The 21,802-nt window shown below is 72.0% G+C and carries 17 protein-coding genes; 5 read left to right on the forward strand and 12 right to left on the reverse strand.

Annotation, left to right across the window (positions count from 1 at the left end):
* Positions 1-75: 75 nt before the first annotated feature.
* Positions 76-612: a CGNR zinc finger domain-containing protein gene (locus C4T78_RS00745; RefSeq protein WP_093346260.1), complete on the forward strand. Its 537-nt coding sequence runs from the start codon at positions 76-78 to the stop codon at positions 610-612.
* A 222-nt stretch (positions 613-834) separates the two neighbouring features.
* On the opposite strand, the gene C4T78_RS00750 is transcribed toward C4T78_RS00745, so the two are convergent.
* A complete protein-coding gene (locus C4T78_RS00750; protein ID WP_093346258.1) occupies positions 835-2,334 on the reverse strand; it encodes an MFS transporter in 1,500 nt (499 codons plus the stop codon).
* A gap of 94 nt (positions 2,335-2,428) precedes the next feature.
* On the opposite strand from C4T78_RS00750, the gene C4T78_RS00755 reads away from it, so the two are divergent.
* Complete coding sequence (locus tag C4T78_RS00755; RefSeq protein ID WP_093346255.1) at positions 2,429-5,119, forward strand: AfsR/SARP family transcriptional regulator; 2,691 nt, start codon at positions 2,429-2,431, stop codon at positions 5,117-5,119.
* A 9-nt stretch (positions 5,120-5,128) separates the two neighbouring features.
* Here C4T78_RS00755 and C4T78_RS36255 read toward each other — a convergent pair whose 3' ends face one another.
* The 5 genes from C4T78_RS36255 to C4T78_RS00775 all read right to left on the reverse strand — a co-directional run bounded on the left by C4T78_RS36255 (position 5,129) and on the right by C4T78_RS00775 (position 10,646).
* Positions 5,129-5,266 carry a hypothetical protein gene (locus C4T78_RS36255; RefSeq protein ID WP_177247383.1) on the reverse strand — a complete coding sequence of 46 codons (138 nt, stop codon included), beginning with the start codon at positions 5,264-5,266 and terminating at the stop codon, positions 5,129-5,131.
* 83 nt (positions 5,267-5,349) lie between these two features.
* Complete coding sequence (locus tag C4T78_RS00760) at positions 5,350-6,639, reverse strand: ATP-grasp domain-containing protein (protein ID WP_093346253.1); 1,290 nt, start codon at positions 6,637-6,639, stop codon at positions 5,350-5,352.
* A 13-nt stretch (positions 6,640-6,652) separates the two neighbouring features.
* Positions 6,653-8,674 carry a CocE/NonD family hydrolase gene (locus C4T78_RS00765; RefSeq protein ID WP_093346250.1) on the reverse strand — a complete coding sequence of 674 codons (2,022 nt, stop codon included), beginning with the start codon at positions 8,672-8,674 and terminating at the stop codon, positions 6,653-6,655.
* Positions 8,675-8,877: 203 nt separating this feature from the next.
* Positions 8,878-9,504, reverse strand: a complete 627-nt coding sequence (locus C4T78_RS00770) for a response regulator (RefSeq protein ID WP_235863000.1) — start codon at positions 9,502-9,504, stop codon at positions 8,878-8,880.
* Positions 9,501-10,646: a GAF domain-containing sensor histidine kinase gene (locus C4T78_RS00775; RefSeq protein WP_093346247.1), complete on the reverse strand. Its 1,146-nt coding sequence runs from the start codon at positions 10,644-10,646 to the stop codon at positions 9,501-9,503. Before C4T78_RS00775 ends, C4T78_RS00770 begins: the two co-directional genes overlap by 4 nt.
* 441 nt (positions 10,647-11,087) lie before the next feature.
* Between C4T78_RS00775 and C4T78_RS00780 the strand changes: the two genes are divergently transcribed.
* A complete protein-coding gene (locus tag C4T78_RS00780; protein ID WP_235862999.1) occupies positions 11,088-11,531 on the forward strand; it encodes an Rrf2 family transcriptional regulator in 444 nt (147 codons plus the stop codon).
* An 86-nt stretch (positions 11,532-11,617) separates the two neighbouring features.
* Positions 11,618-12,976, forward strand: coding sequence for an MFS transporter (locus C4T78_RS00785; RefSeq protein WP_093346245.1), 1,359 nt, complete (start codon positions 11,618-11,620; stop codon positions 12,974-12,976).
* Positions 12,977-12,979: 3 nt separating this feature from the next.
* Here the strand turns inward: C4T78_RS00785 and C4T78_RS00790 are convergent, their stop codons facing one another.
* The 5 genes from C4T78_RS00790 to C4T78_RS00810 form a co-directional block, all read right to left on the reverse strand.
* Positions 12,980-14,647 carry an FAD-binding dehydrogenase gene (locus C4T78_RS00790; RefSeq protein ID WP_177247382.1) on the reverse strand — a complete coding sequence of 556 codons (1,668 nt, stop codon included), beginning with the start codon at positions 14,645-14,647 and terminating at the stop codon, positions 12,980-12,982.
* A complete protein-coding gene (locus C4T78_RS00795; RefSeq protein WP_235862998.1) occupies positions 14,644-15,261 on the reverse strand; it encodes a TetR/AcrR family transcriptional regulator in 618 nt (205 codons plus the stop codon). Before C4T78_RS00795 ends, C4T78_RS00790 begins: the two co-directional genes overlap by 4 nt.
* A gap of 212 nt (positions 15,262-15,473) precedes the next feature.
* Complete coding sequence (locus tag C4T78_RS00800) at positions 15,474-15,824, reverse strand: VOC family protein (protein WP_093346240.1); 351 nt, start codon at positions 15,822-15,824, stop codon at positions 15,474-15,476.
* A 221-nt stretch (positions 15,825-16,045) separates the two neighbouring features.
* Complete coding sequence (locus C4T78_RS00805; RefSeq protein WP_093346237.1) at positions 16,046-17,254, reverse strand: amidohydrolase; 1,209 nt, start codon at positions 17,252-17,254, stop codon at positions 16,046-16,048.
* A 20-nt stretch (positions 17,255-17,274) separates the two neighbouring features.
* Positions 17,275-18,750: a chlorohydrolase family protein gene (locus C4T78_RS00810; protein ID WP_093346235.1), complete on the reverse strand. Its 1,476-nt coding sequence runs from the start codon at positions 18,748-18,750 to the stop codon at positions 17,275-17,277.
* A 222-nt stretch (positions 18,751-18,972) separates the two neighbouring features.
* Between C4T78_RS00810 and C4T78_RS00815 the strand changes: the two genes are divergently transcribed.
* Complete coding sequence (locus tag C4T78_RS00815) at positions 18,973-20,310, forward strand: DUF3100 domain-containing protein (RefSeq protein WP_093346232.1); 1,338 nt, start codon at positions 18,973-18,975, stop codon at positions 20,308-20,310.
* 212 nt (positions 20,311-20,522) lie between these two features.
* Here C4T78_RS00815 and C4T78_RS00820 read toward each other — a convergent pair whose 3' ends face one another.
* Positions 20,523-21,800 carry a cytochrome P450 gene (locus C4T78_RS00820; protein ID WP_093346229.1) on the reverse strand — a complete coding sequence of 426 codons (1,278 nt, stop codon included), beginning with the start codon at positions 21,798-21,800 and terminating at the stop codon, positions 20,523-20,525.
* Positions 21,801-21,802 lie beyond the last annotated feature (2 nt).

Here is a 21,802-nt window from a genome sequence, read left to right on the forward strand (position 1 = left end):
GCCGTCCTCCTCACGTCACCAGTTAGACCGGTGACGAGGTTGCCACCGCAGCGCGTCACCGGTCAAGATGGTGACGTGGATTTCGCGTTCGTCAGCGGCAACCCCGCCCTGGACCTGGCAGGCACCGTGGGCTCGCGCCGGAGCCGGCCCGTCGACGCCCTGACCGGCACCGCAGACCTGGAGCGCTGGGTGGCCGAGTGCGACGGGCTGCCCGATCACGTCTCCGCCGACGCCACGACGTTCGAGGCCGCACTGCGCCTGCGGGAAGCGGTCTACCGGCTCGCGCTCGATCGCGTCCTCGGCCGGCCCTTCGACCCGGAGAGCCTCGAAGTCGTCAACGACGCGGCCGCCGGGCCGGTGCCCACGATCGAGCTCAGCGACTCCGGCCTGCGCACATCGGGGGATCTGACCGCCGCGCTCACCCAGATCGCGCGCAGCGCCATCGCCGTGCTCGCCGACGCCGACGCCCAGCTCAAGGAGTGCGGCCGCGACGACTGCACCCGGATCTACCTCGACCGCTCCCGCGGAGCCCGCCGCACCTGGTGCGGCATGGAGGAGTGCGGGAACCGCGTCAAGGCTGCCGCCTACCGAGCCCGCAAACGTTCGTCGTGAGCGTTCGGCACCGCCGAGCACCCACGCCCTCCCGCCCGCGTGCGCTGCGCCCAAGCGGCCGCCCACGTGGCCAGCCCGAATGCGATCACGGCCTCCACCAGCAACAACGTCCACATGACGACCTCCTAGCCGCGTTCACGTCCGTCGCCTTCCATCGTGCGGAGCAGGCCGGTCGGCAACCAGTGGCCCGATGGCCATTGTGCGCAAGGATCGGGCCAACGGTCAGCGTTCGTCGTAGCCGTCGTCGCCGATCGTTCCGATGTGCCGGAGCACGGTCGCCGACACGACCGCCAGCGCCAGCACTCCGATACCGGTGACCAGGGCCGTCGCGTTCAGCCCCGCGGTGAACGCTTCCCGCGCCTGGCGCAGCAGATCGCCCGGCAGCACCGCCTCCGCTCCGGCCAGGCCGTCCTCGACCACGGCCAGCCCGGGCGGCAGGTCGGGCAGCTGACTCCGGTAGATCACCGAGGTCAGGCTGCCGAGCACCGCGACGCCGACCGCCAGGCCCAGTTCCTGCACGGTCTCCGACAGCGCCGCGGCCGAACCCGACTTCTCCGGCGGGGCGGCGCCGACGACCAGGTCGGTGCCCAGTGCCGCGATCGCGCCCAATCCCAGGTACACCAGGCCGAAACCGGCCACGACCAGCCTGGTGTCGCCCGGGTCCACGAGGGACAGCAGGACGTAGCCAGCGGCGGACAGCGCGAGCGTCGCGGCGACGATCACCCCGGGCCGCACCCACCGCGCGATCAGCGGGGCGGCCAGCGCGGCCAGGAACATCATCAGCGCGGGCGGCCCCATCCACAGCCCGGCCGCGAACGGGGAGAGCCCTTCGACCAGCTGGAGGTACTGGGTGACCAGGAACATCACGCCACCGACGCCCACCAGCCCGAACAGCAGCACGCCCAGCGCGGCGCTGAACGTGCGGCTGCGGAACAGCGACATGTCCAGCAGCGGATCGGCCAGCTCGCGCTGCCGACGCACGAACACCACCGCGAACACCGCTCCGAGGAGCAACGACACCACCGCACCCGGGTCGAGGCCCGCCTCGGCAGTGTGCTTCACCGCGTAGATCAGCGGCAGGATCGCGGCCAGCGACAGCACCACGCTGCGCAGGTCCAGCCGACCGCCGCCCGGCGCGCGGTACTCCGGGAGAACCATCGGTGCGGTCAGCAGCAGGACGCCGACCGGCGGCACTGCCACCAGGAACGCCGAGCCCCACCAGAAGTGGTCCAGCAGCACGCCGCCCACCAGCGGACCGGCCGCCATCCCCAGCGCGAACATGGTGGCCCAGACACCGATCGCGACCGCGCGTTGCCGCGCATCGGTGAACATGGTGCTGATCAGCGACAACGTCGAGGGCATCAGGGTCGCCCCGGCGATGCCCAGGGCGGCCCGCGCGGCGATGAGCAGCTCGGCGCTGGTGGCGAACGCGGCCACCACCGATACGGCTCCGAAGCAGGCGGCACCGATCATCAGCAGCTTGCGCCTGCCGATCCGGTCGCCCAGCGTGCCCATGGTGATCAGCAGCCCGGCGATCAGGAACCCGTAGGCGTCCATGATCCACAGCGCTTGGGAGGCGGTCGGCTGCAGGTCCGCCGACAGGGCGGGCAGCGCCAGGTACAGCACGCTGACGTCGAGGCCGAGCAGCGCCGTGGGCAGCGCGAGGATCGCGAGCCCGGTCCATTCCCGCGGACCGGCGCGGTGCGCGACGGGGGTGTGCATGGGACTCCAATTCGCTGTCGTCGAGTGGTCACCGACCACGCTGTCGCGCCGCGCGTGCGGTCGGCTGACGGTTCGCCGGCGATATCCTCCGGGCATGCGATACGGGGTTCTCGGACCGCTGACGGCGTGGGACAGCGACGGCCGGGTGGTGCGGGTTCCCGAGGCGAAGGTGCGCGCGCTGCTGGCGATCCTGCTGGCTCACGGCGGCGGCCCCGTTTCGGCCGACCGGCTGGTCACCGACCTGTGGGCCGACGCTCCCCCGGCCACCCCGCTGAACACCCTGCAGAGCAAGGTCTCGCAGCTGCGCCGGGCGCTGGGCCGCGACCAGGTGGTCCACCAGCCCGCCGGTTACCGGCTGCTGGTCGACGAGGTCGACGCGCACCGGTTCGAGGAACTGGTCGACCGTGCGCGCGCAGCCGGTTCACCGCGGGTCAGGGCCGATCTGCTCGATGACGCGCTGGGGCTGTGGCGCGGCCCCGCGTACGCCGATTTCGCCGACTCGCCGTTCGCGCGCGCCGAGATCGCCCGGCTAGGAGAGCTGCGGCTGACCGCTGTCGAGGATCGCGCCGAGGCGCGGCTGGAGCTGGGGCAGCACACCGCGGTCGCGGCCGAGCTCGGCGACCTGGTGGGCAGCCATCCGCTGCGCGAGCGGCTGCGGATGGCGCAGATGCGCGCGCTGTACCGGTCCGGGCGGCAGACCGAGGCGCTGAACAGCTTCCACGAGCTGCGCCGCGAGCTCGGCGAGGAGCTGGGCGTGGCGCCGGGGCCGGAGCTGGCCGCCCTGCACGAGGCGATGCTCCGCCACGAACCGCACCTGGCCCCACCGGTGGCCGCGCGCGAGCGCAGCAACCTGCCCACGCCGCTGACGCCGATCATCGGGCGCGTCGCGGAGATCGCCGGGATCCGCGCACCGCTGGTGGAGCAGGGCGCGCGGCTGGTGACGCTGACCGGTGCGGGCGGTGTCGGCAAGACCCGGCTCGCGCTGGCCGCCGCCGACGGGATGCGGTTCCCGGACGGCGTGTGGCTGGTCGAGCTCGCCGGGCTGGACCGCGCCGCCTCCGCCGCCGACATCGCCGACCGGGTCATGACGACGCTGGGGCTGTGCGAGAGCTCCTCGACCCCGCAGGCCGCGGAACTGGTGGACTGCCTCGTCGACGCGGCGGCGGGCAAGGACCTGCTGCTGGTGCTGGACAACTGCGAGCACGTGCTGGAGCAGGTCGCGACGCTGGCCGAACGCCTGCTGACCGGTGTGCCCGGCGCTCGCTTGCTGCTGACCAGCCGCGAACCGCTCGACGTCCCCGGCGAGGTCGTCCGCCCGGTGCCGCCGCTGGAGCTGCCCGACGACGCGGCCGCGGGAGAAGTCCTGGCAGCCGAGAGCTGCAGCGCCGTGGAGCTGTTCGTGCAGCGCGCGACCGCCGCTGTTCCCGGTTTCGCCCTCGACGTGGGCAACGTGCGGGCCGTGTCGGCGATCTGCCGGCGCCTGGACGGCATTCCGCTGGCGCTGGAGCTGGTCGCGCCGCGGCTGCGGATGTTCGAACCGGAGCAGCTCGCCGACAGCCTCGACGACCGGTTCAGCCTGCCCTCCGGCGCCGGTCGCGGACGGCCGTCCCGGCAGCAGACGCTGCGCGCGATGATCGACTGGAGCTGGGAGCTGCTCGGCCCCGACGAGCGGACCGTGCTGCGGCGGCTGGCGGTGCACGCCGACGGCTGCACCCTGCGCGCGGCGCAATCGGTCTCCTCGGACCAGGGCATTCCCGCACCGCGCGTGCTGGAACTGCTGGCCCGCCTGGTGGATCGCTCGCTGGTGGTCCGCGACGGCGACCGGTTCCGCCTGCTGGAGTCGGTCGCGGCCTACAGCGCCGAGCGCCTCGCCGAAGCCGGTGAGCTCGACGCCGTGCGCGACCGGTTCGTGCGCCACCACGTCGAGCTCGCCGAACTCGCGGACCGCGAGCTGCGCGGCCCGGAGCAGCAGCACCACCTGACCCGGCTCGATGCCGAGACCGTCAACCTCCGCCGCGCCCTGGATCTGGCGATCCGGGGCGGGCACGCCGAATCCGCATTGCGCCTGGTGAACGCGATGACGTGGTACTGGTACCTGCGCGGCCGCCACGGCGAGGCCCGCCGCTCGCTGCAAGCAGCGCTGGCCACCGACGGCGGAGCACCGGCGCTGCGGGCCGCGGCGAGCGGCTGGCTGACCGGAGTCGAACTGCGGAGCACGCCGAACGCGGTGCCGGTGCCGGATCTGGCGGCCATCACCGATCCCGTGCTGCTCGCGCGGCTGCGGTGGTTCATCGGCGCAGGCCTGCTGGACGACGTCGAGCACGAGCTGGGCGTGCGGATGCTGGAGCAGAGCCTGGCCGACGCTCGCGCGCACCGGGACCGCTGGACCGAAGCCGCGGTACTGGTGGAGCGCCGCACCGACGTCGAGCGCGCTGCGGAGGTTTTCGGCGAGCTGGGCGACCGCTGGGGACAGCTGCGCGCGGCGCGCTCGCTGGCGGAGCTGGCCGAGTCGGACGGCGACCGCTCCCAGGCCGCCCGCATGCACCGCGAAGGGCTGCGCAGCGCCGAAGACCTGGCACTGTGGACGGAGGTGGTCGAATCCCTCTGCAGGCTGGGGCAGAACTCGCTGGCCGGTGGCGACCCCGCGCAGGCCCGGCGGTTCTCCGAGCGGGCGCTGCGGATCTCCACCGACCGCTCCTACCACTGCGGCGTGTTCCAGGCCCGCAAGCAGCTCGACGACATCACCCGCGGCGAACCGTCCTGGACGCTGCTCCGCACCAGCTGACCGCGAGGCTCACTGCATGGTCACCGCGAGGACGAGCAGGCCGACGGCGATCACGCCGACGACGATGATGAGCGCCAGGTTCGAGGTCTTGTTCATGTCCCCAGCCTCTCCGCCGGGTTCGGCGGACAACCGGCGCGCGCACCCCACCGCAGACTCCTGACCTGCTGGAACTCCGATTCGTGCACGACCACCGAAGGGTGGGTGAGACGCAGCTCGCACAGTCGGCCCCCTCAGATGAGGGGGGCTGGAGCTCCCTCGCGGTCGTCGAAGGTGAAGGGCAGCAGTTCGGTGCAGCGGTGGAACTTGTCGATCAGCTCCGCTTCGTCTCGGGCGCCCAGGCAGCAGGTGGCCAGCTCGTAGCTGTAGCTGTCCTGCACGGCCAGTTCGGACAGCCGCATCCCTTCGCGCGCCACCACGTCGACGGTCGCCTCCGGCATCTCGCGGCGGACCCGCGCGATGTCCTGCTCGGTCGGGCAGCTGCGCACCACCCCGTCGGCGAAGGCGCGCAGGAACCACTTGGCCGCCACGGCGTGCGTTCCCCGGCGGCGCGGCATCTCCGGTTCCTCGCCCAGCGCCAACCGGACCATGCAGTGGTGGTTCGGAAGGCCGTCGACCAGCTTGAACAGCTGCGCGTGGGACTGGGAGATCCGCGGGTTGATCTCCAGGACGTTGAGCTCGTCGTCGTCCCGGCCCCAGAAGAACTCGATGTTGAACGCCGTCGAGTCCAGGCCGATCTGGCGGATCACCCGCGTGCTGACGTCGGCGATCCGCCGCTGGACCGGGGCGGGCAGCCGGGAGGGGTACTGGTACCGCAGGAAGCTCGACGTTCCCGGGTAGTGCAGCGAATCGATCACGCCGTAGACGTGCGGCTCCCCGTGGTAGCAGTAGCCCTCGGCGGTGGCCTGGACGCCCCTGATCTCCTCCTCCGCCAGGCAGGCCCGGCCGCCGGCCACCGCGATCTCGGGCGGGACTTCGAGACCGCTGAGCACCGCGTCGAAGGATTTTCCGACCACGTCGATGCCCTGCCGGATCTCGGCCATCGCCCGGGCCAGCTCAGCGGGTTCGGCCACGTGGAACGCCAGCACCGAGCTGTAGGACTTCACCGGCTTGAGCCACACCGGGAAGCTCAGCCCGGGCGGGAGGCCGGGCTCGCCCGCCAGGTCGACCAGCCCGAACTTCGGGTGCGCATCGGCGGCCTTGCGCTGCTCGATGCGGCTCCAGTACTTGTGCTCGCACTTGATCACCGGCTCCAGCCGGGGCCCCGGCACGCCGTAGTCGGGGCACAGGGCGGGCACCAGGGAAGTGCCCGGGAAGTCCCAGTAGCTGACGATCGCGTCGATCGGACCGCCGAACTCGTCGAGCCGGCGGTGCGCCTCCTCCAGCAGCACGGGGAAGTCCGCCGCAGCGGGCATGATCTCCGACTTGCCGAACAAGGGGTGGAAGGAGTAGTTCCGCGGGAACGAACCGCGCAGCAGCGCGAGGTTGCCCGGGTCGAGTCCCACGACGAACACGTTGGTCATGGAGGAACACCGCTCACACCAGGTCACGGGGGATGGTCTGCTGCCAGTTGCGGGAGAACACGCGCTGATCGCCCTCGTAGGCGTCCAGTTCGGCGTGCAGGTGGAACTCGGTGCGATCGGAGGTCAGCACGGTGCGCGTGGTGGTGCGCACCGACCAGTCGCCGCGTTCGAACGCCATCGTCCACTCGATCTCACCGCGCACCGAATCGAGCTGGTCCGCGGTCCAGCTGTAGCGCTCGTAGGCGCGGCGGGTCACCGCCAGGTCGATGTCGTCGAAGCGGACCACGCCGAGGTCCTTGATCACCTCCAGCGCCGAGTCGTAGCCCACGAGGTCGCGGGAGACGTTCCAGCACTGCTCGCCGGGCCGCAGCTGGGTGGTCGCCGACACGGGTGCGCCCTCGGGTTCGGCGAACGCCGGGGTCGACACCTCGTCGGGCTCGTCGACGGGGCGGATCGGCAGCTGCAGCGCGCTGTTCTCCGGGTGCACCGTCATGCGGACGGGTTCCGGCGGCGGCCAGGCCAGCGGCCAGTAGGAGGTGGACAGCGACATCCGGATCTGGTGCCCGGGCGGGAACGCTTGAGCGACACCGTTGAGCTGCACCCGAACCCGGTAGCGCCGGCCGGGCTGCAGCGGGCTGGGTTCACCGTGCCCGTCGCGGTGGGTGAGGTTGAGCAGCCCGTAGGTGACGCGGGTGGCCCGGCCCTCGGGCGCGACGTCGGAGAGCCGCACCGCCACCATCGCCGTCGGCCGGTCCACCTCGAGGTCGAGCTCGGCCACCGGCCCGCCGAGGATCTCGCAGCGCTCGGTCAGCGGGGCGGTGTCGAAGACCAGCGATCCGCCGTCCTCCTCGCGCTGGTCGTAGGGCAGGTCCGGCGGGGCGTTGTAGGAGCACCACTTCCCGGCGAACTGCCCCACCGACAGCGGCGACTCCACCGACAGCGGGCGCGACGACGGTTCCTCGCCGGGCCGGGCGATGAGGTTCTGGCCCAGCGGGAAGCTCACCCGGTCCACGTGCGGGGAGGGCCAGGACGGCTCGCCCACCCAACGCCCCGGGCGCTCGTCGTAGGCGGTGGACGGCGGCATGCTCTCCTGCATCCACACGCGCAGCATCGGTCCGTCCATCGCGCCGTTGTCGGCGTCCTTGAGCCAGTGGTCCCACCAGCGGACCAGCTCCTGCAGGAAACCGATGGCCGGGCCGGGCTGGCCGAGGTGCGGGTACTTGTGCGACCAGGGGCCGATGAGACCGCGCCGCGGCACGTCGAGGTGCTGCATCAACCGGAAGACGGCGTTGGAGTACCCGTCGGCCCAACCGCTGACCGCCAGCACCGGGCAGCCGACGCTGCTGTAGTCCTCGCACACCGAACCGTGCCGCCAGTAGTCGTCCCGGTGCTGGTGGCGCAGCCATTCCACCAGCCACGGCTCGCAGGCGGTCAGCCGTTCGAACCACTGGCGCCGCCAGCCCTCCCCGAAGGTCGCCGGGTCCGGCGGGCAGGAGGTGTAGGCGAACATCGTCGACGCCCAGGACAGGTTGTCGCTGAGCAGGCAGCCGCCCATGTAGTGCACGTCGTCGGCGTATCGGTCATCGCTGCAGCTCAGCACCGCGATCGCGGCCAGGCTCGGCGGGCGGCGGGCGGCGACCTGCAGCGCGTTGAACCCGCCCCAGGAGATGCCCATCATCCCGGTGCGCCCGCTGCACCACGGCTGTTCGGCGAGCCACCCGAGGATCTCCGCGGCGTCCTGCAGCTCCTGCTCCAGGTACTCGTCGGTGAGCAGGCCCGCGGAGTCGCCGCTGCCGCGCAGGTCCACCCGCGCGCAGGCGTAGCCGTGCCCGGCCAGGTAGGGGTGGTTGACGGAGTCCCGGCGCGCGGTCAGGTCGCGCTGCCGGTACGGGATGAACTCGAGGACGGCCGGGACCGGTTCGTTGTCGGAGTCCACCGGCCGCCAGATCCGGGCGGCCAGCCGGGTGCCGTCGGCCAGCGGGATCCAGCCCGACTCCTCCTTGACCGGGTGGGGCAGCACCTCCACCGTTCGCATCGAACCGCCTCCCGCGCTCGTACCTCCCCGTCAACTACCCGGTTGCGGAGCCGGTCATGCGCAGCCCTAACCCCTTGTACCAACCAGAGCCCTGCTCAACCGCACCCCAGGGGACCGTGACGCAACCCAGCCACAAGAAACCGCGAAACGCGAGAACGACTCCGAACGCAACCACCACTGAAAAACGCGGAGAGGCGGGACTGTCACAGCAGGCCGGACTTGGCCGCTCTGGTGATGAGTTCGATCCTGTTGCGGGCGTTGAGCTTTCGCATCGCGTTGCGGAGGTAGCCGGTGACCGTGTGGCGGGTCAGGCCCAGCTGCTCGGCGATCTCCGGGTTCGTGCGGCCCGCCGCCGCGTGCCGGAGCACGTCGTACTCGCGCTGGGTGAGCCCGGTTTCGTGCAGGCGGGAGCGCATCCTCGGCGCCGCTCGGTCGTCCACCCGCGGGTCGAAGATCTGGATGCCGCTGGCCGCCTGCCGCACCGCCGAGACCAGGTCCGTCGCGCTCGCGTCCTTGAGGATGCAGCCGTCGACCCCCGCGTCGAGGGTGGTGCGCAGCGCCGCGTGGTCGCGGTAGGCGGTGAAGACCACGATGCGCGCGCCCGGGGCCGCCTGGCGCAGCGGGGCGACCATCTCGCTGGCCACCGCGTCCGGGAGCCGCAGATCCAGCAGGATCACGTGCGGGCTGGTCCGGGCGGCCAGCCGGACCGCCGAGGCCGCGTCGGTCGCGCCGCCGACGACGCGGATGGCCGGGTCGTCGCGGAGCAGCAGCCGCACCCCGTCGACGACCACCGGGTGGTCGTCGACGACCACGAGTCGGATCTCGGTCACGGCAGCGGTATCCAGATCCGCGCCGTCAGCCCGCCGTCCTCGTTGGCCACCACCGACAGCGTGCCGCCGAGCTCGGCCAGCCGGTCGGCGGTGGTGCGCAGGCCGATGCCACCGCCCGCGGGCTCGGACCAGCCGTTGCCGTCGTCGGCCACCGAGATCGCGATCCCGTCGTCCAGGGCGATCGCGCTGATCAGCACCGACCGCGCTCCGGCGTGCTTCTCCACGTTGAGCAGCGCTTCGCGGGTCGCCGCGAGCAGCGCCCGGGTGCGGTGCCGGTCGCAGGCCGGGAGCTGCCCGATCTCCACCGACTGCGCGGAGATCCCGGTCCGGCGCTGGAAGGCCGCGCAGTCGCGGGACAGGGTCGCGGCCAGGCCGCCTGCCGGTTCGTCGTGATCGAGGGCGTGCACCGAATCGCGGAACGCCGAGGCGGTTTCCGCCAGCTGGTCCTCCAGCGAGGCCAGCCGGTCCAGCAGTTCGGCGCTGTCGGGCTGGGCGTGCGTGCGCAGGTCGCGCAGCTCGGCGCCGATGCGGAACAGGCGCGCTCCGACCGAATCGTGCAGCTCCGCGGCGATCCGGCGGCGCTCGGCCGCGGCGGCCTGCTCCCGCTGGCGGCGCGCGGCGGACGCGGTCTGCAGCGCCAGGCCGCCGCTGTCGGCGAGGTTGACCGCCGCGTCGAGCTGCCTGCCGCCGAAGTAGGACACCTCGCGCATCGCCGCGTAGACCACGCCCTGCACCCGGCCCGCCCGCACCATCGGCACCGCGAGCATGGTCTTGATCCCGTCCGCCGAGATGGGCGCGTCGAAGTCGTGCGTGATCAGCTCGGAGGAGCAGTAGTCGGCCACCCAGACCGGGCGGCGCTCGGCCGCGGCCAGCCCGCCCAGGCCCAAGCCCATCTCGACGTGCAGGTCGTGCAGGCCGGTCGCCCAGGTGCCGTTCCACTGCCGCAGCACCAGCACCTGCTCGGCCTCGACCGGGCCGGCCAGGCCGATGTGCGCACCGGTCTCCTCGCGGACCCGCCGCGCCAGGCCGCGCAGTGCGGCCGCGTCGTCGAGCAGGTGCAGGACCTGGGCGTGCTCGTCGAGCAGGTGGCCGAACCGCCGCCCCTGCTCGGCCACGCGCTCCGAGCGATGCCGCTGCGCCACCTGGACCCCCGTCCGCGTTCTCCCAGCGCGCCGGATGCTACCCGGCCTTCCACGATCCACTGTGCACTGTGAGACCCCGCACAGTGCACAGCGGCGGCCGAAAGGCACCGGGTCCGAGGTGAACGGCCTGGTGCTCCTGCGGTCGGCGAGCGCGGCCTCGCCCGCGCGTGCGCGGCGCGCTGTTCCTGTTCTCCGCCGGTACCGCGATCCGCCACCACCTCACCGGCTTGCCGCCGGGTGCTCCCTGCACCACGACGTCCGGCCTGCTGTTCGCCGAACTGGCGTGGCTCATCGCGCTGACCCGGCTGCGGGCCACCCGGCGAACGCCCGGGACTGGGCACGGACCGCGGCATCGAACGCGCTCGCTCCGGGTGCACCGCTTGACGCCGCACCCAACCGCAACTAGGTTCGTTGCAGTTCGAGCGGGACGGAGGGAGCGCGGTGAGCCTCAGCAGCAGGAGCGCGGTCGCGATCCACGCGCTCACCATGCTGGCGCGCTGGAGCGACAAGTCGCTGACCTCCGCGGAGATCGCCGACAGCCTGGCGAGCAACCCGGTCCTGGTGCGGCGCGTCCTCGGCAGCCTGCGGGACGCCGACCTGGTGCGATCCACCGAAGGACGCGGCGGTGGCTGGACCCTGACCCGCGCGCCGCGCGCGATCACGCTCCACGACGCCTACCTCGCCGTCGAGACCGGGCCGCTCCTGTCGCGGCACCCGCACCCGCCCAGCAACGCGTGCGAGGTCGGGCGGAACATGCAGGCCCTGCTCGAATCGGAGTTCCAGGACGCCGAAGACGCCATGGCCGAGCGACTCGGCCGCACGACCATCGCGGACCTGGTCACGAAGGTGCTGGCGATCGAGCGCGAAGCACAGCTGAACCGGTAGCCGGGCGGCGGAGGACTCCCGCCGCCATTTTCACACCCGAACTGCAACCAATTCGGTGGCAGTAAATCCAGCAGGAGGAGCACTCGATGACAGCCGCGATCGAACGGACCGGATCGGGGGTGGGCCTGCTGGCGGTCCTCATGCCCGCGGTCCTCACCACGGTCATCGCCAGCGACATGGTCAACCTGATGCTCCCGTCGATCGGCGCGGAGTTCGGCGCCGCGGAGGCCGAACTCGCCTGGGTGGTGACCGGGTTCCTGCTGGTGTTCGCGGTCGGAATCCCCGTCTACGGCCGCGTTTCCGACCGGGTGGGCCTGCGGCAGCTGTTCGGCTTCGCGCTGCTGGCCTACGCCGCCGGGAGCCTGGTGTGCGCGCTGGCACCGGATCTACCCGTCCTCGTGCTCGGGCGGATCGCGATGGGCATCGGCGCGGCCGCGATACCGGTGCTCTCGGTCATCGCCATCACCAGGCTGCTGCCCGCGGACCGGCGCGGCACGGCGATCGGCGTCGTCAGCGCGGCCGCTGGCGTCGGCACCGCGGCCGGGCCTGCGCTGGGCGGTGGGATCGGCCAGTTCCTCGGCTGGCGCACGCTGTTCTGGTTCATGGCCGGGATCGTGCTCGTGCTGCTCCCGGCGGCGTGGCGCGCGCTGCCCGGTGCCGCCCCGGCGGGCGGGAGCAGGTTCGACCTGCTCGGCGGCGTTCTCCTGGGCACCGGGGCCGGATTCCTGCTCTTCGGCGCGACGCAGGCGCAGGTCTCCGGGCTCACCGCTTCCCCGGCCTGGGGCAGCTTCCTGGCGTCAGCAGTCGCGATCGCGCTGTTCGGGTGGCGCACCGTTCGCGCCGCGCAGCCCTTCGTGCCGCCCTCGCTGTTCACCAACCGCGTCTACCGGATCGCCGTGCTCGTCACGTTCCTGGCCATGGCCGTCAACCTCGGCGGCCTGGTCTTCGTGCCGCTGCTGCTGGTCGACGTCAACGGCCTGGCCCCGGGAACCGGCGCCCTGGTCATGATCCCGGCCGGGATCGCCGTCGCCGCGCTCTCCCCGCTGATCGGCCGGATCACCGACCGCATCGGCACCCGCCTGCTGGTCGGGTCAGGCCTGGTGATCATGGCGCTGTCGGCCGGGTTCCTCGCCGCGGCCCACTCGGTGGTGCCGACCGCAGCCGGAATCCTCGGTCTCAGCGTCGGTTTCATCCTGGTGCTCACGCCGATCATCAACGCCGCGGCCGGTGCGCTGCCGCCCGAGCAGGTCGGCGTCGGCATCGGAATCCTGCAGGGAGCCCAGTTCCTCGGCGCAGGCACCGGCCCGGCGCTGTTCGGCGTGCTGCTCGCCGCGCGGCAGCAGCACACCGGCGCCGAAACCGCCTTCTCCCAGGTCTTCCTGACCATGGCGGTGATCGTCGTGCTCGCACTGGTCGCGGCGTTGCGGATGCGCCCCGAGCGCTGATGGTCAGAGGCTCCGGGCCAGGGCTCGGCCGGCCGCGCGGCCGGAGAAGATGCAGCCGCCGAGGAAGGTTCCCTCCAGCGCGTTGTAGCCGTGCACGCCACCGCCGCCGAACCCGGCCACCTCACCCGCCGCGTACAGGCCGGGCAGCGGTGCGCCGTCCGGGCCGATCACCTGCGAGTCGAGGTTCGTCTGCACACCGCCCAGGGTCTTGCGGGTCAGGACGTTGAGCCGCACCGCGATCAGCGGGCCGTGCGCCGGATCGAGGATGCGGTGCGGCTTGGCCACCCGCGACACCTTGTCGGCCAGGTAGCGGCGAGCGTTGGCCACCGCCATCAGCTGGAAGTCCTTGGTGTGCTTGTGCGCGACCTCGCCGTCCCGGGCCGCGATCTGCCGCTCGATCTCGTCGTGGTCGAGCTGCGGGCCGCGGGCGATCCGGTTCATGCCCGCCACCAGCTCGCGCAGGTCGTCGGCCACGACGAAGTCCACGCCCTTGTTCTTGAACGCGTCCACCGGGCCCGGCGCCTGCTTCGCCAGCCGGGAGCTGATGGTGAGCTTGAGGTCCTTGCCGGTGATCTCCGGGTTCTGCTCGGAACCGGAGAGGCTGAACTCCTTGGCCAGGATGGACTGCGTGAGCACCAGCCACGAGTAGTCGTACCCGGTGGCCAGGATCTCCTTCATCGTCCGGTTGGTGTCGAAGCCGGGGAAGCAGGGCGCGGGCAGCCGCTTGCCGGTGGCGTCGAACCACAAAGAGGACGGCCCGGCCAGGATGCGGATCGCGTGGTCCGGCCAGATCGGGTCCCAGTTGTGGATTCCCTCGGTGTAGTGCCACATCCGGTCCCGGTTCACGATGCGCCCGCCCGCGGCCTCGGTGATCCCGATCATCCGCCCGTCCACGTGCGCGGGAACTCCGGAGATCATCGTCTCCGGGCACGGCCCCAGCCGGTCCACCGGCCAGTTCGCCCGGATCAGCTCGTGGTTGTGCCCGATCCCGCCGGAGGTGACGACGACGGCCCTGGCCCGCAGCTCGAAATCGCCCGCCGCCGCGCGCGAGGACGCCACCCCGCGGTCGGCTTCGCTCGGTTCCAGGACGGTGCCGCGCACTCCGACCACCGCGCCGTCCTGCACGATCAGCTCGTCGACCTGGTGGCGGAAGGCGAACCGGACCAGCCCGCGCCGCTCGGCGGCCAGCACCGGTTCGGCGAACACCCGGACCACCTCGGGCCCGGTGCCCCAGGTGATGTGGAAGCGGGGCACCGAGTTTCCGTGCCCGCCCGCGACTCCGCCGCCGCGCTCGGCCCAGCCGACCAGCGGCGTCAGCCGCAGCCCGAGATCGCGCAGGTACTGGCGCTTCTCGGTGGCGGCGAACCGCACGTACGCGCGGGCCCACCGGCGGGCCCAGCTGTCCTCGTCGTCGCGGTCGAAACCGGCCGAGCCCAGCCAGTCCTGCAGCGCCAGCTCGTAGGAGTCGCGCACGCCGAGCCGCCGCTGCTCCGGGCTGTCGACCAGGAAGAGCCCGCCGAGCGACCAGAACGCCTGACCGCCCAGGTTGGCGCGGTTCTCCTGCTCGACGACGACCACCCGGCGCCCCGCCTGGACCAGCTCGTAGGTCGCCACCAGCCCGGCCAGCCCGGCGCCGACCACGATGACGTCAGGTTCGGTGTCCACGTTCATCCCCTGCTCTCCACGCTGTAGGCCAGCACGACCTGCTCGAACAGATCGACCCGGCGCCGCACCGCCGGGCCGCCGGGTTCCATCAGGCACTGCACGGCGGTCCCGTCGTGCACCGCGACCAGTGCCTGCCCGAGCGCCACCGGATCCGGGACCCGCCGCCCGATCCGGTTCAGCAGCGCCTCGATGCCGGGCACGATCGCCGCCGCGATCGCCTCCTCCCGGGCCACCACGACCCGGCGCAGCGCGGGATTGCGCAACGCGTGCGCGCTGAACTCGGCGGTCACCCGGTACCAGTCGTCGTCCACCGGCACCGCTTCGAGCAGCCGCTCGACGGCCGTGCGGACGTCGTCGACACCGGCGGTCCGCGCCGCGTCGAGCGCCGCCTCGACCTCGGCGAGCATCCGGTGCGAGTGCTGCTCCCACATCGCGAGGAACAGCTCCTCCAGCGAGGCGAAGTTGGAGTAGAACGCACCGCGCGTGTACCCGGCGCGGTCGCAGATCTGCTCGATCGTCGACCGCCCGAAACCCTCGGCGGCGAACACGACCAGCGCGGCGTCGAGCAGTCGCTGCCGGGTCTGCCCCCGCCGCTTGGTCACCCGCCGCTGCACGCTCACCGACGCCCTCCCGGATCGATGGATGCACGAGCGTATCGGATGCATCCGTGCATCGGAACCCCCGGAACACCAGCTCCGAGCCAGGACCCGACGCGGCGATTCCGCGCGAGAACACCCTTTCCGCAGGTGGAGGCCCGTGAGTGGTTTGGGGCGCTATGACACCACAAACCACTCACGGGCCCTGAGCAGGAGAAGCGGAGCCTTTGGCCGGGTCAGGACAGGTGCGCGAGGACGTTGATCACCACGCCGGTGGGGTCCTCGACGAAGAAGCGCCGGACGCCCCAGGGCTCGTTCGTCAGCGGGTAGACGATGTGCAGCCCGCGGCGCATGCACTCGGCGTGCGCCGCGTCGACGGCGTCCGGTTCGCCGACGTCGATCCCGAAGCGCGGCTCGGGATTCTCCATGCCCGGCGGCGAGATGATGAGCTGCGCCGCGGGGTCGTCCGGCGACCGCAGGCAGACCACCGGGTCTTCCATCGCCACTTCGAGCCCGAGCACGTCGACGTAGAAGCTCTTGGCGGCGGAGGCGTCGCCGACGAGGTAGGGGATGATTCTGCTGACCATCTCCCCATCCTCGCCGCCGCGCTCCCCCACCGCCTTGCAGGAATGGAATCTCCGCACCGGCCACCGCGGTACCCCACCGCAATTTCAATTGAAATCAACGCGCTGATTTCAATTGAAATTGCGCAGACCGCGTCGGGGCCGCCGGACCGCAGCGTGGGAGGGGGTCGCAGGGCGGGAGGGGGCCGTAGCGTGGGAGGGGCCGCAGCGTGGGGGCCGCAGCCCTACTTGTCCAGCAGCTCGCAGCCTTCGGCCACCACTCGGCCGTTGTGCAGGACCGTCCGGTCGCGGCCTCGGTCCATCACCGCCGCCGTCGGGGTGTCGCCGTCCACCAGCAGGATGTCGGCCTGGTCGCCGACCGCCAGGCCGGGGCGGTCGGACACCGAGGCCAGCCGGGGCAGGTCGCGGTCGAGGATCGACGCGCCGCCGCGGGAGGCCACGGCCAGGCAGTGCTCGATCAGCTCGTCCTCGCGGAAGCGGTTGGTGAAGGCCAGCTGCCAGGTGCGGTCGAGCATGTCGGCGTTCCCATAGGGCGACCAGTAGTCGCGCTGGCCGTCCTGGCCCAGTCCGACGCGGACACCGGCCGCGGTCAGCTCGGTGAGCGGCAGCGAGCCGTTCTGCGCGGGCGCGACCGTGGCCATCGAGACGTCGAGCTCGGCGAACTCCTCCACCAGCCGGCGAGTGGTGCTCTCCGAGACGCTGCCGAGGGCGTAGGCGTGCGAGATGGTGACCTGGCCGGTCATGCCCAGTGCGCGCGTGCGCTCCAGGATGAGGTCGACGGAGAACACCCCGAGCTCGCCCGGCTCGTGCAGGTGGACGTCGACGGGCACCTGGTGCTTGTCCGCCAGCCCGAACAGGACGTCCAGGTGGCGCACCGGGTCGCGGTCCAGCGTGCAGGGGTCGATCCCGCCGACCACCGCGGCCCCGGAAGCCAGCGCCTCGTCGATGAGCTCCGGGACGCCCGGCTCGCGCAGCAGGCCTGCCTGCGGGAACGCGATGACCTCCACCTCGCACCGGTCGCGGTGCGTCTCCTTCGCGGCCAGCACGCCTTCGAAGCGCTCCAGCCCGCAGTCGGCGTCGATCTGCGCGTAGCTGCGCACTCGGGTCGTGCCCTGCGCGATCATCCGGCCGAGCGTGTGGGTCGCGCGTTCGGCCACCGTCCACTCGGCGTCGCGCCAGTTCTCGCGGTCGTTCATCACCATCGGCCAGATGCCGGGACTGCCGGTGTGCGGGCGGAACGGCAGGCCGATGCGGGTCGAGTCGAGGTGGCAGTGCACGTCGGAGAAGGCGGGCAGCGCGAGCCGCCCGCGCCCGTCGACCGCACCGGCGATGTCCACTTCGGACTTGAGCTCGGTGATGGCGGTGATCCGGCCGTCCTCGACGGCGATCTCGGCGAGCGGGCCGCCCCACGGGCGGACGTTGGTGATCAGCATTGCTCCTCCGTCGTGGTCGCTCACGAGCGCGTCTCGTCGAAGTCCGGGTAGGTGGGCGGGAACAGCTCCGCGGCCGGGCGGCGCAGCACGTCGCGCTCGGAGTAGGCCTCGCGCATGCGCTCGAAGAGCAGCTGCGCGCGCTCGCGGAGGTCGTCGAGGTCGACACCGGGGATGCGGGAGTCGACGAGCACCGGCCGACCCGCGACCACCGAATGCGTTGCCTGCCGGGCGGTTCCGCTGAGCAGGAAGGTCCGCACCGGGTCGTCGAGGACGCCGTCGCGGATGTCGTCGATGCGGAACGCCACCAGATCGGCCTGCGCACCCGGTTCCAGGCGGCCCAGATCGGTGCGGCCGAGCGCGCGGGCACCACCGAGGGTCGCGGCGTCGACGTAGTGCTCGGCCGGGGCGGCGTCCATCCGCCCGTCCAGGACCTTGGCGATGTGCACGCCGAGGTCCATGCCGCGGATCAGGTCCGGCGGGAAGGAATCAGTGCCCAGGCACAGGTTGATCCCGGCGCGCCGGTAGTCCCCGAAGGAGCGCAGGACCGCCCCGTAGCGCAAGGACGTCTGCGGGCAGTGCACGATCGACACCCCGGCTTCCGCCAGGGTCGCCAGATCGCCGCGGTCCTCGCCGTGCACCTGGGGGTGCCGGTCGAGGACCAGGCCGTGCGGGATGAGCAAGCGGGTGCCGAGCAGGCCGGTGCGGTCGAGCACCTCCAGCGGCGTCGCGCCGTGCTGCCGCTGCACGAGCTCTCGCTCCAGCAGGCCTTGCAGGCTGTGCAGGCGCACGATCGCGTCGCGCTGCCGGGCGATCTCCGCGGTGTCGCGCATGAGCTGCTCGGTGAGCGTTTCGATGCGGCACGGCAGGAGAACGCCGGTGACCAGCGGATCGGACAGCTCGGCGGCGTGGTCCAGGAACCGGATCGCGTCGCGCAGGCCGGCGCGGCCCTGCTCCTCGTCGAAGGCCACGTCCCGGCCGCCTCCCGGCAGCGCGACGTTGACGCCCGAGCGGTACGCGGGCCCGAGGTAGCCGCGCAGACCGATCCGGCGGGAGGTCTCCGCCATCGCGACCAGCTCGTCGAACGGCTCGGCCCACGAGCTGTGGATCTCCGAGGCGATCGGCATGTAGGTGGTGATGCCGTGCAGTGCCAGCTGCACCAGCGCGTACTCGCGGACGGTGGCCCGCTCCTGCGGGGTGAACACGTCCCGGCGCCGGTTCCGGAAGTAGTCCAGCGACCACTGCAGCCCGTCGGCCCGCTCCGGGGTGGCCCACGAGTCGAGCACCAGGTGGTCGATGTCGGTGAGCGCGTCGAGGTCGATCAGCCCCGGCAGGACCAGCGAATCGCCGAGGTCCACCTCGGTGTCGACGGGGCCGTCGTAGCGGTGTCCGACGTGGACGATGACGTCGTCCTCCCAGACGACCTCGCCGCCGCGCAGCAGCGCGTGGTGCCCGGCCCGGTGGGCGAGGACGTGACTGGCGCGCCATCGAGTGCGCATCGGGAAGACCTCCTCCGGCAGAACCTGCGGCGAACCCTAACATTTGGCATACCAGAAACCCGCCCTCAGCACGGGTTCCAGCAAGCGACTCCGCCGAACTTCGCGAAACACCTTGATTAACAACAGTTGACACAGGTATTTGCGGTAGCGAACACCGTTTCGGCAGCCAACAGCTAGGCTCCCGCCGGTATACCGAACCGGTCGACCACTTCGGAGACTGCCATGGAACCAGGCGCCGGAACCGCCGCGCCCGGCCAGATCACCCGCGCGCACTGGGTGACCGCGACCGTGCTGTCCACCGCGGTCTCCGCCATCGCGGTGCTGATCGGCGAGCACAAGTTCGACATCGGCCCGGCCGCCATCGCGCTGTTCCCGATCGTGTGGGCGGTGCTGATCGGCGCGATCGTCGGCGTCCAGCGCTGGCGTCCGGTCTCCGGCGCCACCCGGTCGGTGGCAGGCGTGCTGCTGGAGATCAGCATCCTGCTCTTCCTGGCCAAGCTCGGCACCGAGATCGGCCCCACCCTGGCGAAGTTCCAGAACCTCGGCCCGGCGATCGTGCTGCAGGAGGTCGGGCACATCTTCGGCACGGTCGTCATCGCGCTGCCGGTCGCGGTGGCGCTGGGCATCGGGCGGGCCTCGATCGGCGCCACCTGGTCCATCGACCGCGAGTCCTACCTGGCCTTCGCCATCGAGCGCTTCGGCGTCCGCTCCCCCGAGTACCGCGGTGTCTTCTCGGTCTGGCTGATCGGCACCGTCTTCGGCGCGCTCTACGTCTCGCTGCTCGCCGGGTTCACCGGCAGCCTCGGCATCCTCAGCCCGCTCGCGCTCGCGCTGGGCCTCGGCCTGGGCTCGGGGTCGATGATGCTCGGCGGCGTCGGCGCGCTGTCGCTGCTCTACCCGGAGCAAGCGGCCGAGATCGCCGCGCTGGCCGCACTGTCCAACCTGGTCACCAACATTGTCGGCTTCTACTCCGGGGTGTTCCTGGCGCTGCCTCTGTGCCGCCGCCTCTACGCCTTCTGGAGCCGGTTCTTCGGCCGCGACGACGAGGGCCGGCGCCACCGCGCCCAGCGGACCTCCGCACCAGCGGAGCAGGAGGTGCTGGCGGTCGCGGAGGACCCGAAGGTCCGGATGACGCCCTGGTCGCGACTGCTGAGCTACGTCATCGTCGGCGTGGCCGGGCTGCTGGTCAACGCGCTGGGCACCTGGTCGCTGGCGGTCGAGGACGCGATCGGCATCGCCGTGCTGCTGGTGATCGTCCGGGTCGCGATCGCGCTGGGCAAGCTGCTGCCCGCGATCCCCTCCAGCGTGTTCGTCCTGGGCATCGGCACCTTGCTGTCAGCGGGCTTCCTGCCGACCGGCGCCTGGCTGACCGACCTGCTGCCGAACCTGGAGGTGATGCTGATCGGCCTGCCGGGACTGGCGCTCATCGGGCTCACCCTGGGCCGCGACGTGCAAGCGCTGCGGCAGCTCAGCTGGAAGATCGTGCTGGTCGCACTGCTGACCTACACCTCGTCCTTCCTCGCCGCCGCAGCGCTCGGCCAGTCCGTCCTGCACCTGTGAAAAGCGTGTTTGCGGTCGATCTGCCGGGCTGGTCGCTTGGCGGAACCCCGGACTGCGGGTGCCCCTCCTGGTGCATGACCGAATACGCGGCGGAGGGGCCGCCCCGCCGGAAAACACTCAGAGCCCGCCGGTGGTCACCTTGCGTGCGCGCTCAAAGCGGCAGACGCCGCTTGCAAATGCGCGGACGGCTCCGCCGACAGTGCTCTCAGCGGCTACTTGACGTGCACGGGCAGCGAGTCCAGGCCGTAGACGATGGAAGCCTTGCGGAACTCCAGCTCCGAGGCGGGCACCGCCAGCCGGATGTCCGGGAAGCGGCGCACCAGCGCCGGGTAGGCCGCGCGCAGCTCCATGCGGGCCAGCTCGGCACCGATGCAGCGGTGCAGCCCGTGCCCGAAGGCCAGGTGGGAGGTGGGGTTCCGGGTCGCGTCGAACCGCTCCATGTCCGGGCCGAGCGCGACGTCGCGGTCCGCGCCGCTCAACGAGCACAGCACGACGTCGCCCTGCGAGATCTCGGTGCCGGCGATCTCCACGTCCTCGCGGGCGAAGCGCGGGAAAGCCACCTGCACGACGGTGAGGTAGCGCAGCAGCTCCTCGACGAGCCCGGGCACCACCTCGTCGTCGTCGCGGACCCGCTCCAGCAGCTCCCGGTCCTGGAGCAGCACCAGCGCACCGAGCGCCAGCATGCTCGCGGTGGTCTCGAAACCACCGGTGAGCACACCGTCGGCGAGTTCGGCCAGCTCTCGGTCGGTGACCTCGTCGCCGTGATCGCGGATCAGCGCGCCGAGCAGTCCCTCGCCCGGCTCCTCGCGCTGCTTGCGCACGACGCCGTGCAGGTACTCCAGCGACTGCGACATCGCGCCCAGCGACGCGCCCACCCCGTCGAAGACGTCGAAGCGAGCGACGCTGAGCTGCTGGAACTCCTCGCGGTCGCCGTAGGGCACCCCGAGCAGCTCGCTGATCACCAGCGACGGGATCGGCACCGCGAACTCGGTGACCAGGTCCACCGGCTGGTCGGCGGCGGCCATCGCGTCGAGCCGCTGCTCCACGATCGCCTGGATCTCCGGGGTCAGCCGCGCCAGCCGCCGCATGGTGAACTCCGGCGTCAGCAGGCGGCGCAACCTGGTGTGCACCGGCGGGTCGGTGAACCCGAGACCACCCGGGTTGTCCGCCTCGGTGACGCCGGCGTAGCCGACGAGGTTGGTGAAGTCGTTGCTGAACCGCTTCGCGTCGCCGAGCACCGCCTTGGCCTCGTCGTAACCGGTGACCAGCCAGACGTTGGTGGCGACCGGCAGCGGGAGGCGGCTGATCGGCTCCTGCGCGCGGACCTCGCCGAGCGCCGGGACGGGGTCGAGCCCGGTCCGCTGCAGCGGCATGAGCGCGGCCGCCGGGAGGACGGAGCTCAGCCCCTTCCGGCGGGCGCGCGCGAGGTATAACCGCGCGAAGAGCCCGGTGATCGTGGCCCGAAGCCGTCCCACTGGTAAAACCCCCATCA

Origin of the sequence: Saccharopolyspora kobensis (assembly GCF_900108315.1) — a bacterium.
Lineage (GTDB): Bacteria > Actinomycetota > Actinomycetes > Mycobacteriales > Pseudonocardiaceae > Saccharopolyspora > Saccharopolyspora kobensis.

Excerpts from the sequence above, each read along its gene's own strand:
- C4T78_RS00750 (WP_093346258.1), bottom strand. The coding sequence starts at position 2,334 with ATGCACACCCCCGTCGCGCACCGCGCCGGTCCGCGGGAATGGACCGGG.
- C4T78_RS00755 (WP_093346255.1), top strand. The coding sequence starts at position 2,429 with ATGCGATACGGGGTTCTCGGACCGCTGACGGCGTGGGACAGCGACGGC.
- C4T78_RS00760 (WP_093346253.1), bottom strand. The coding sequence starts at position 6,639 with ATGACCAACGTGTTCGTCGTGGGACTCGACCCGGGCAACCTCGCGCTG.
- C4T78_RS00765 (WP_093346250.1), bottom strand. The coding sequence starts at position 8,674 with ATGCGAACGGTGGAGGTGCTGCCCCACCCGGTCAAGGAGGAGTCGGGC.
- C4T78_RS00785 (WP_093346245.1), top strand. The coding sequence starts at position 11,618 with ATGACAGCCGCGATCGAACGGACCGGATCGGGGGTGGGCCTGCTGGCG.
- C4T78_RS00790 (WP_177247382.1), bottom strand. The coding sequence starts at position 14,647 with ATGAACGTGGACACCGAACCTGACGTCATCGTGGTCGGCGCCGGGCTG.
- C4T78_RS00800 (WP_093346240.1), bottom strand. The coding sequence starts at position 15,824 with ATGGTCAGCAGAATCATCCCCTACCTCGTCGGCGACGCCTCCGCCGCC.
- C4T78_RS00805 (WP_093346237.1), bottom strand. The coding sequence starts at position 17,254 with ATGCTGATCACCAACGTCCGCCCGTGGGGCGGCCCGCTCGCCGAGATC.
- C4T78_RS00810 (WP_093346235.1), bottom strand. The coding sequence starts at position 18,750 with ATGCGCACTCGATGGCGCGCCAGTCACGTCCTCGCCCACCGGGCCGGG.
- C4T78_RS00815 (WP_093346232.1), top strand. The coding sequence starts at position 18,973 with ATGGAACCAGGCGCCGGAACCGCCGCGCCCGGCCAGATCACCCGCGCG.
- C4T78_RS00820 (WP_093346229.1), bottom strand. The coding sequence starts at position 21,800 with ATGGGGGTTTTACCAGTGGGACGGCTTCGGGCCACGATCACCGGGCTC.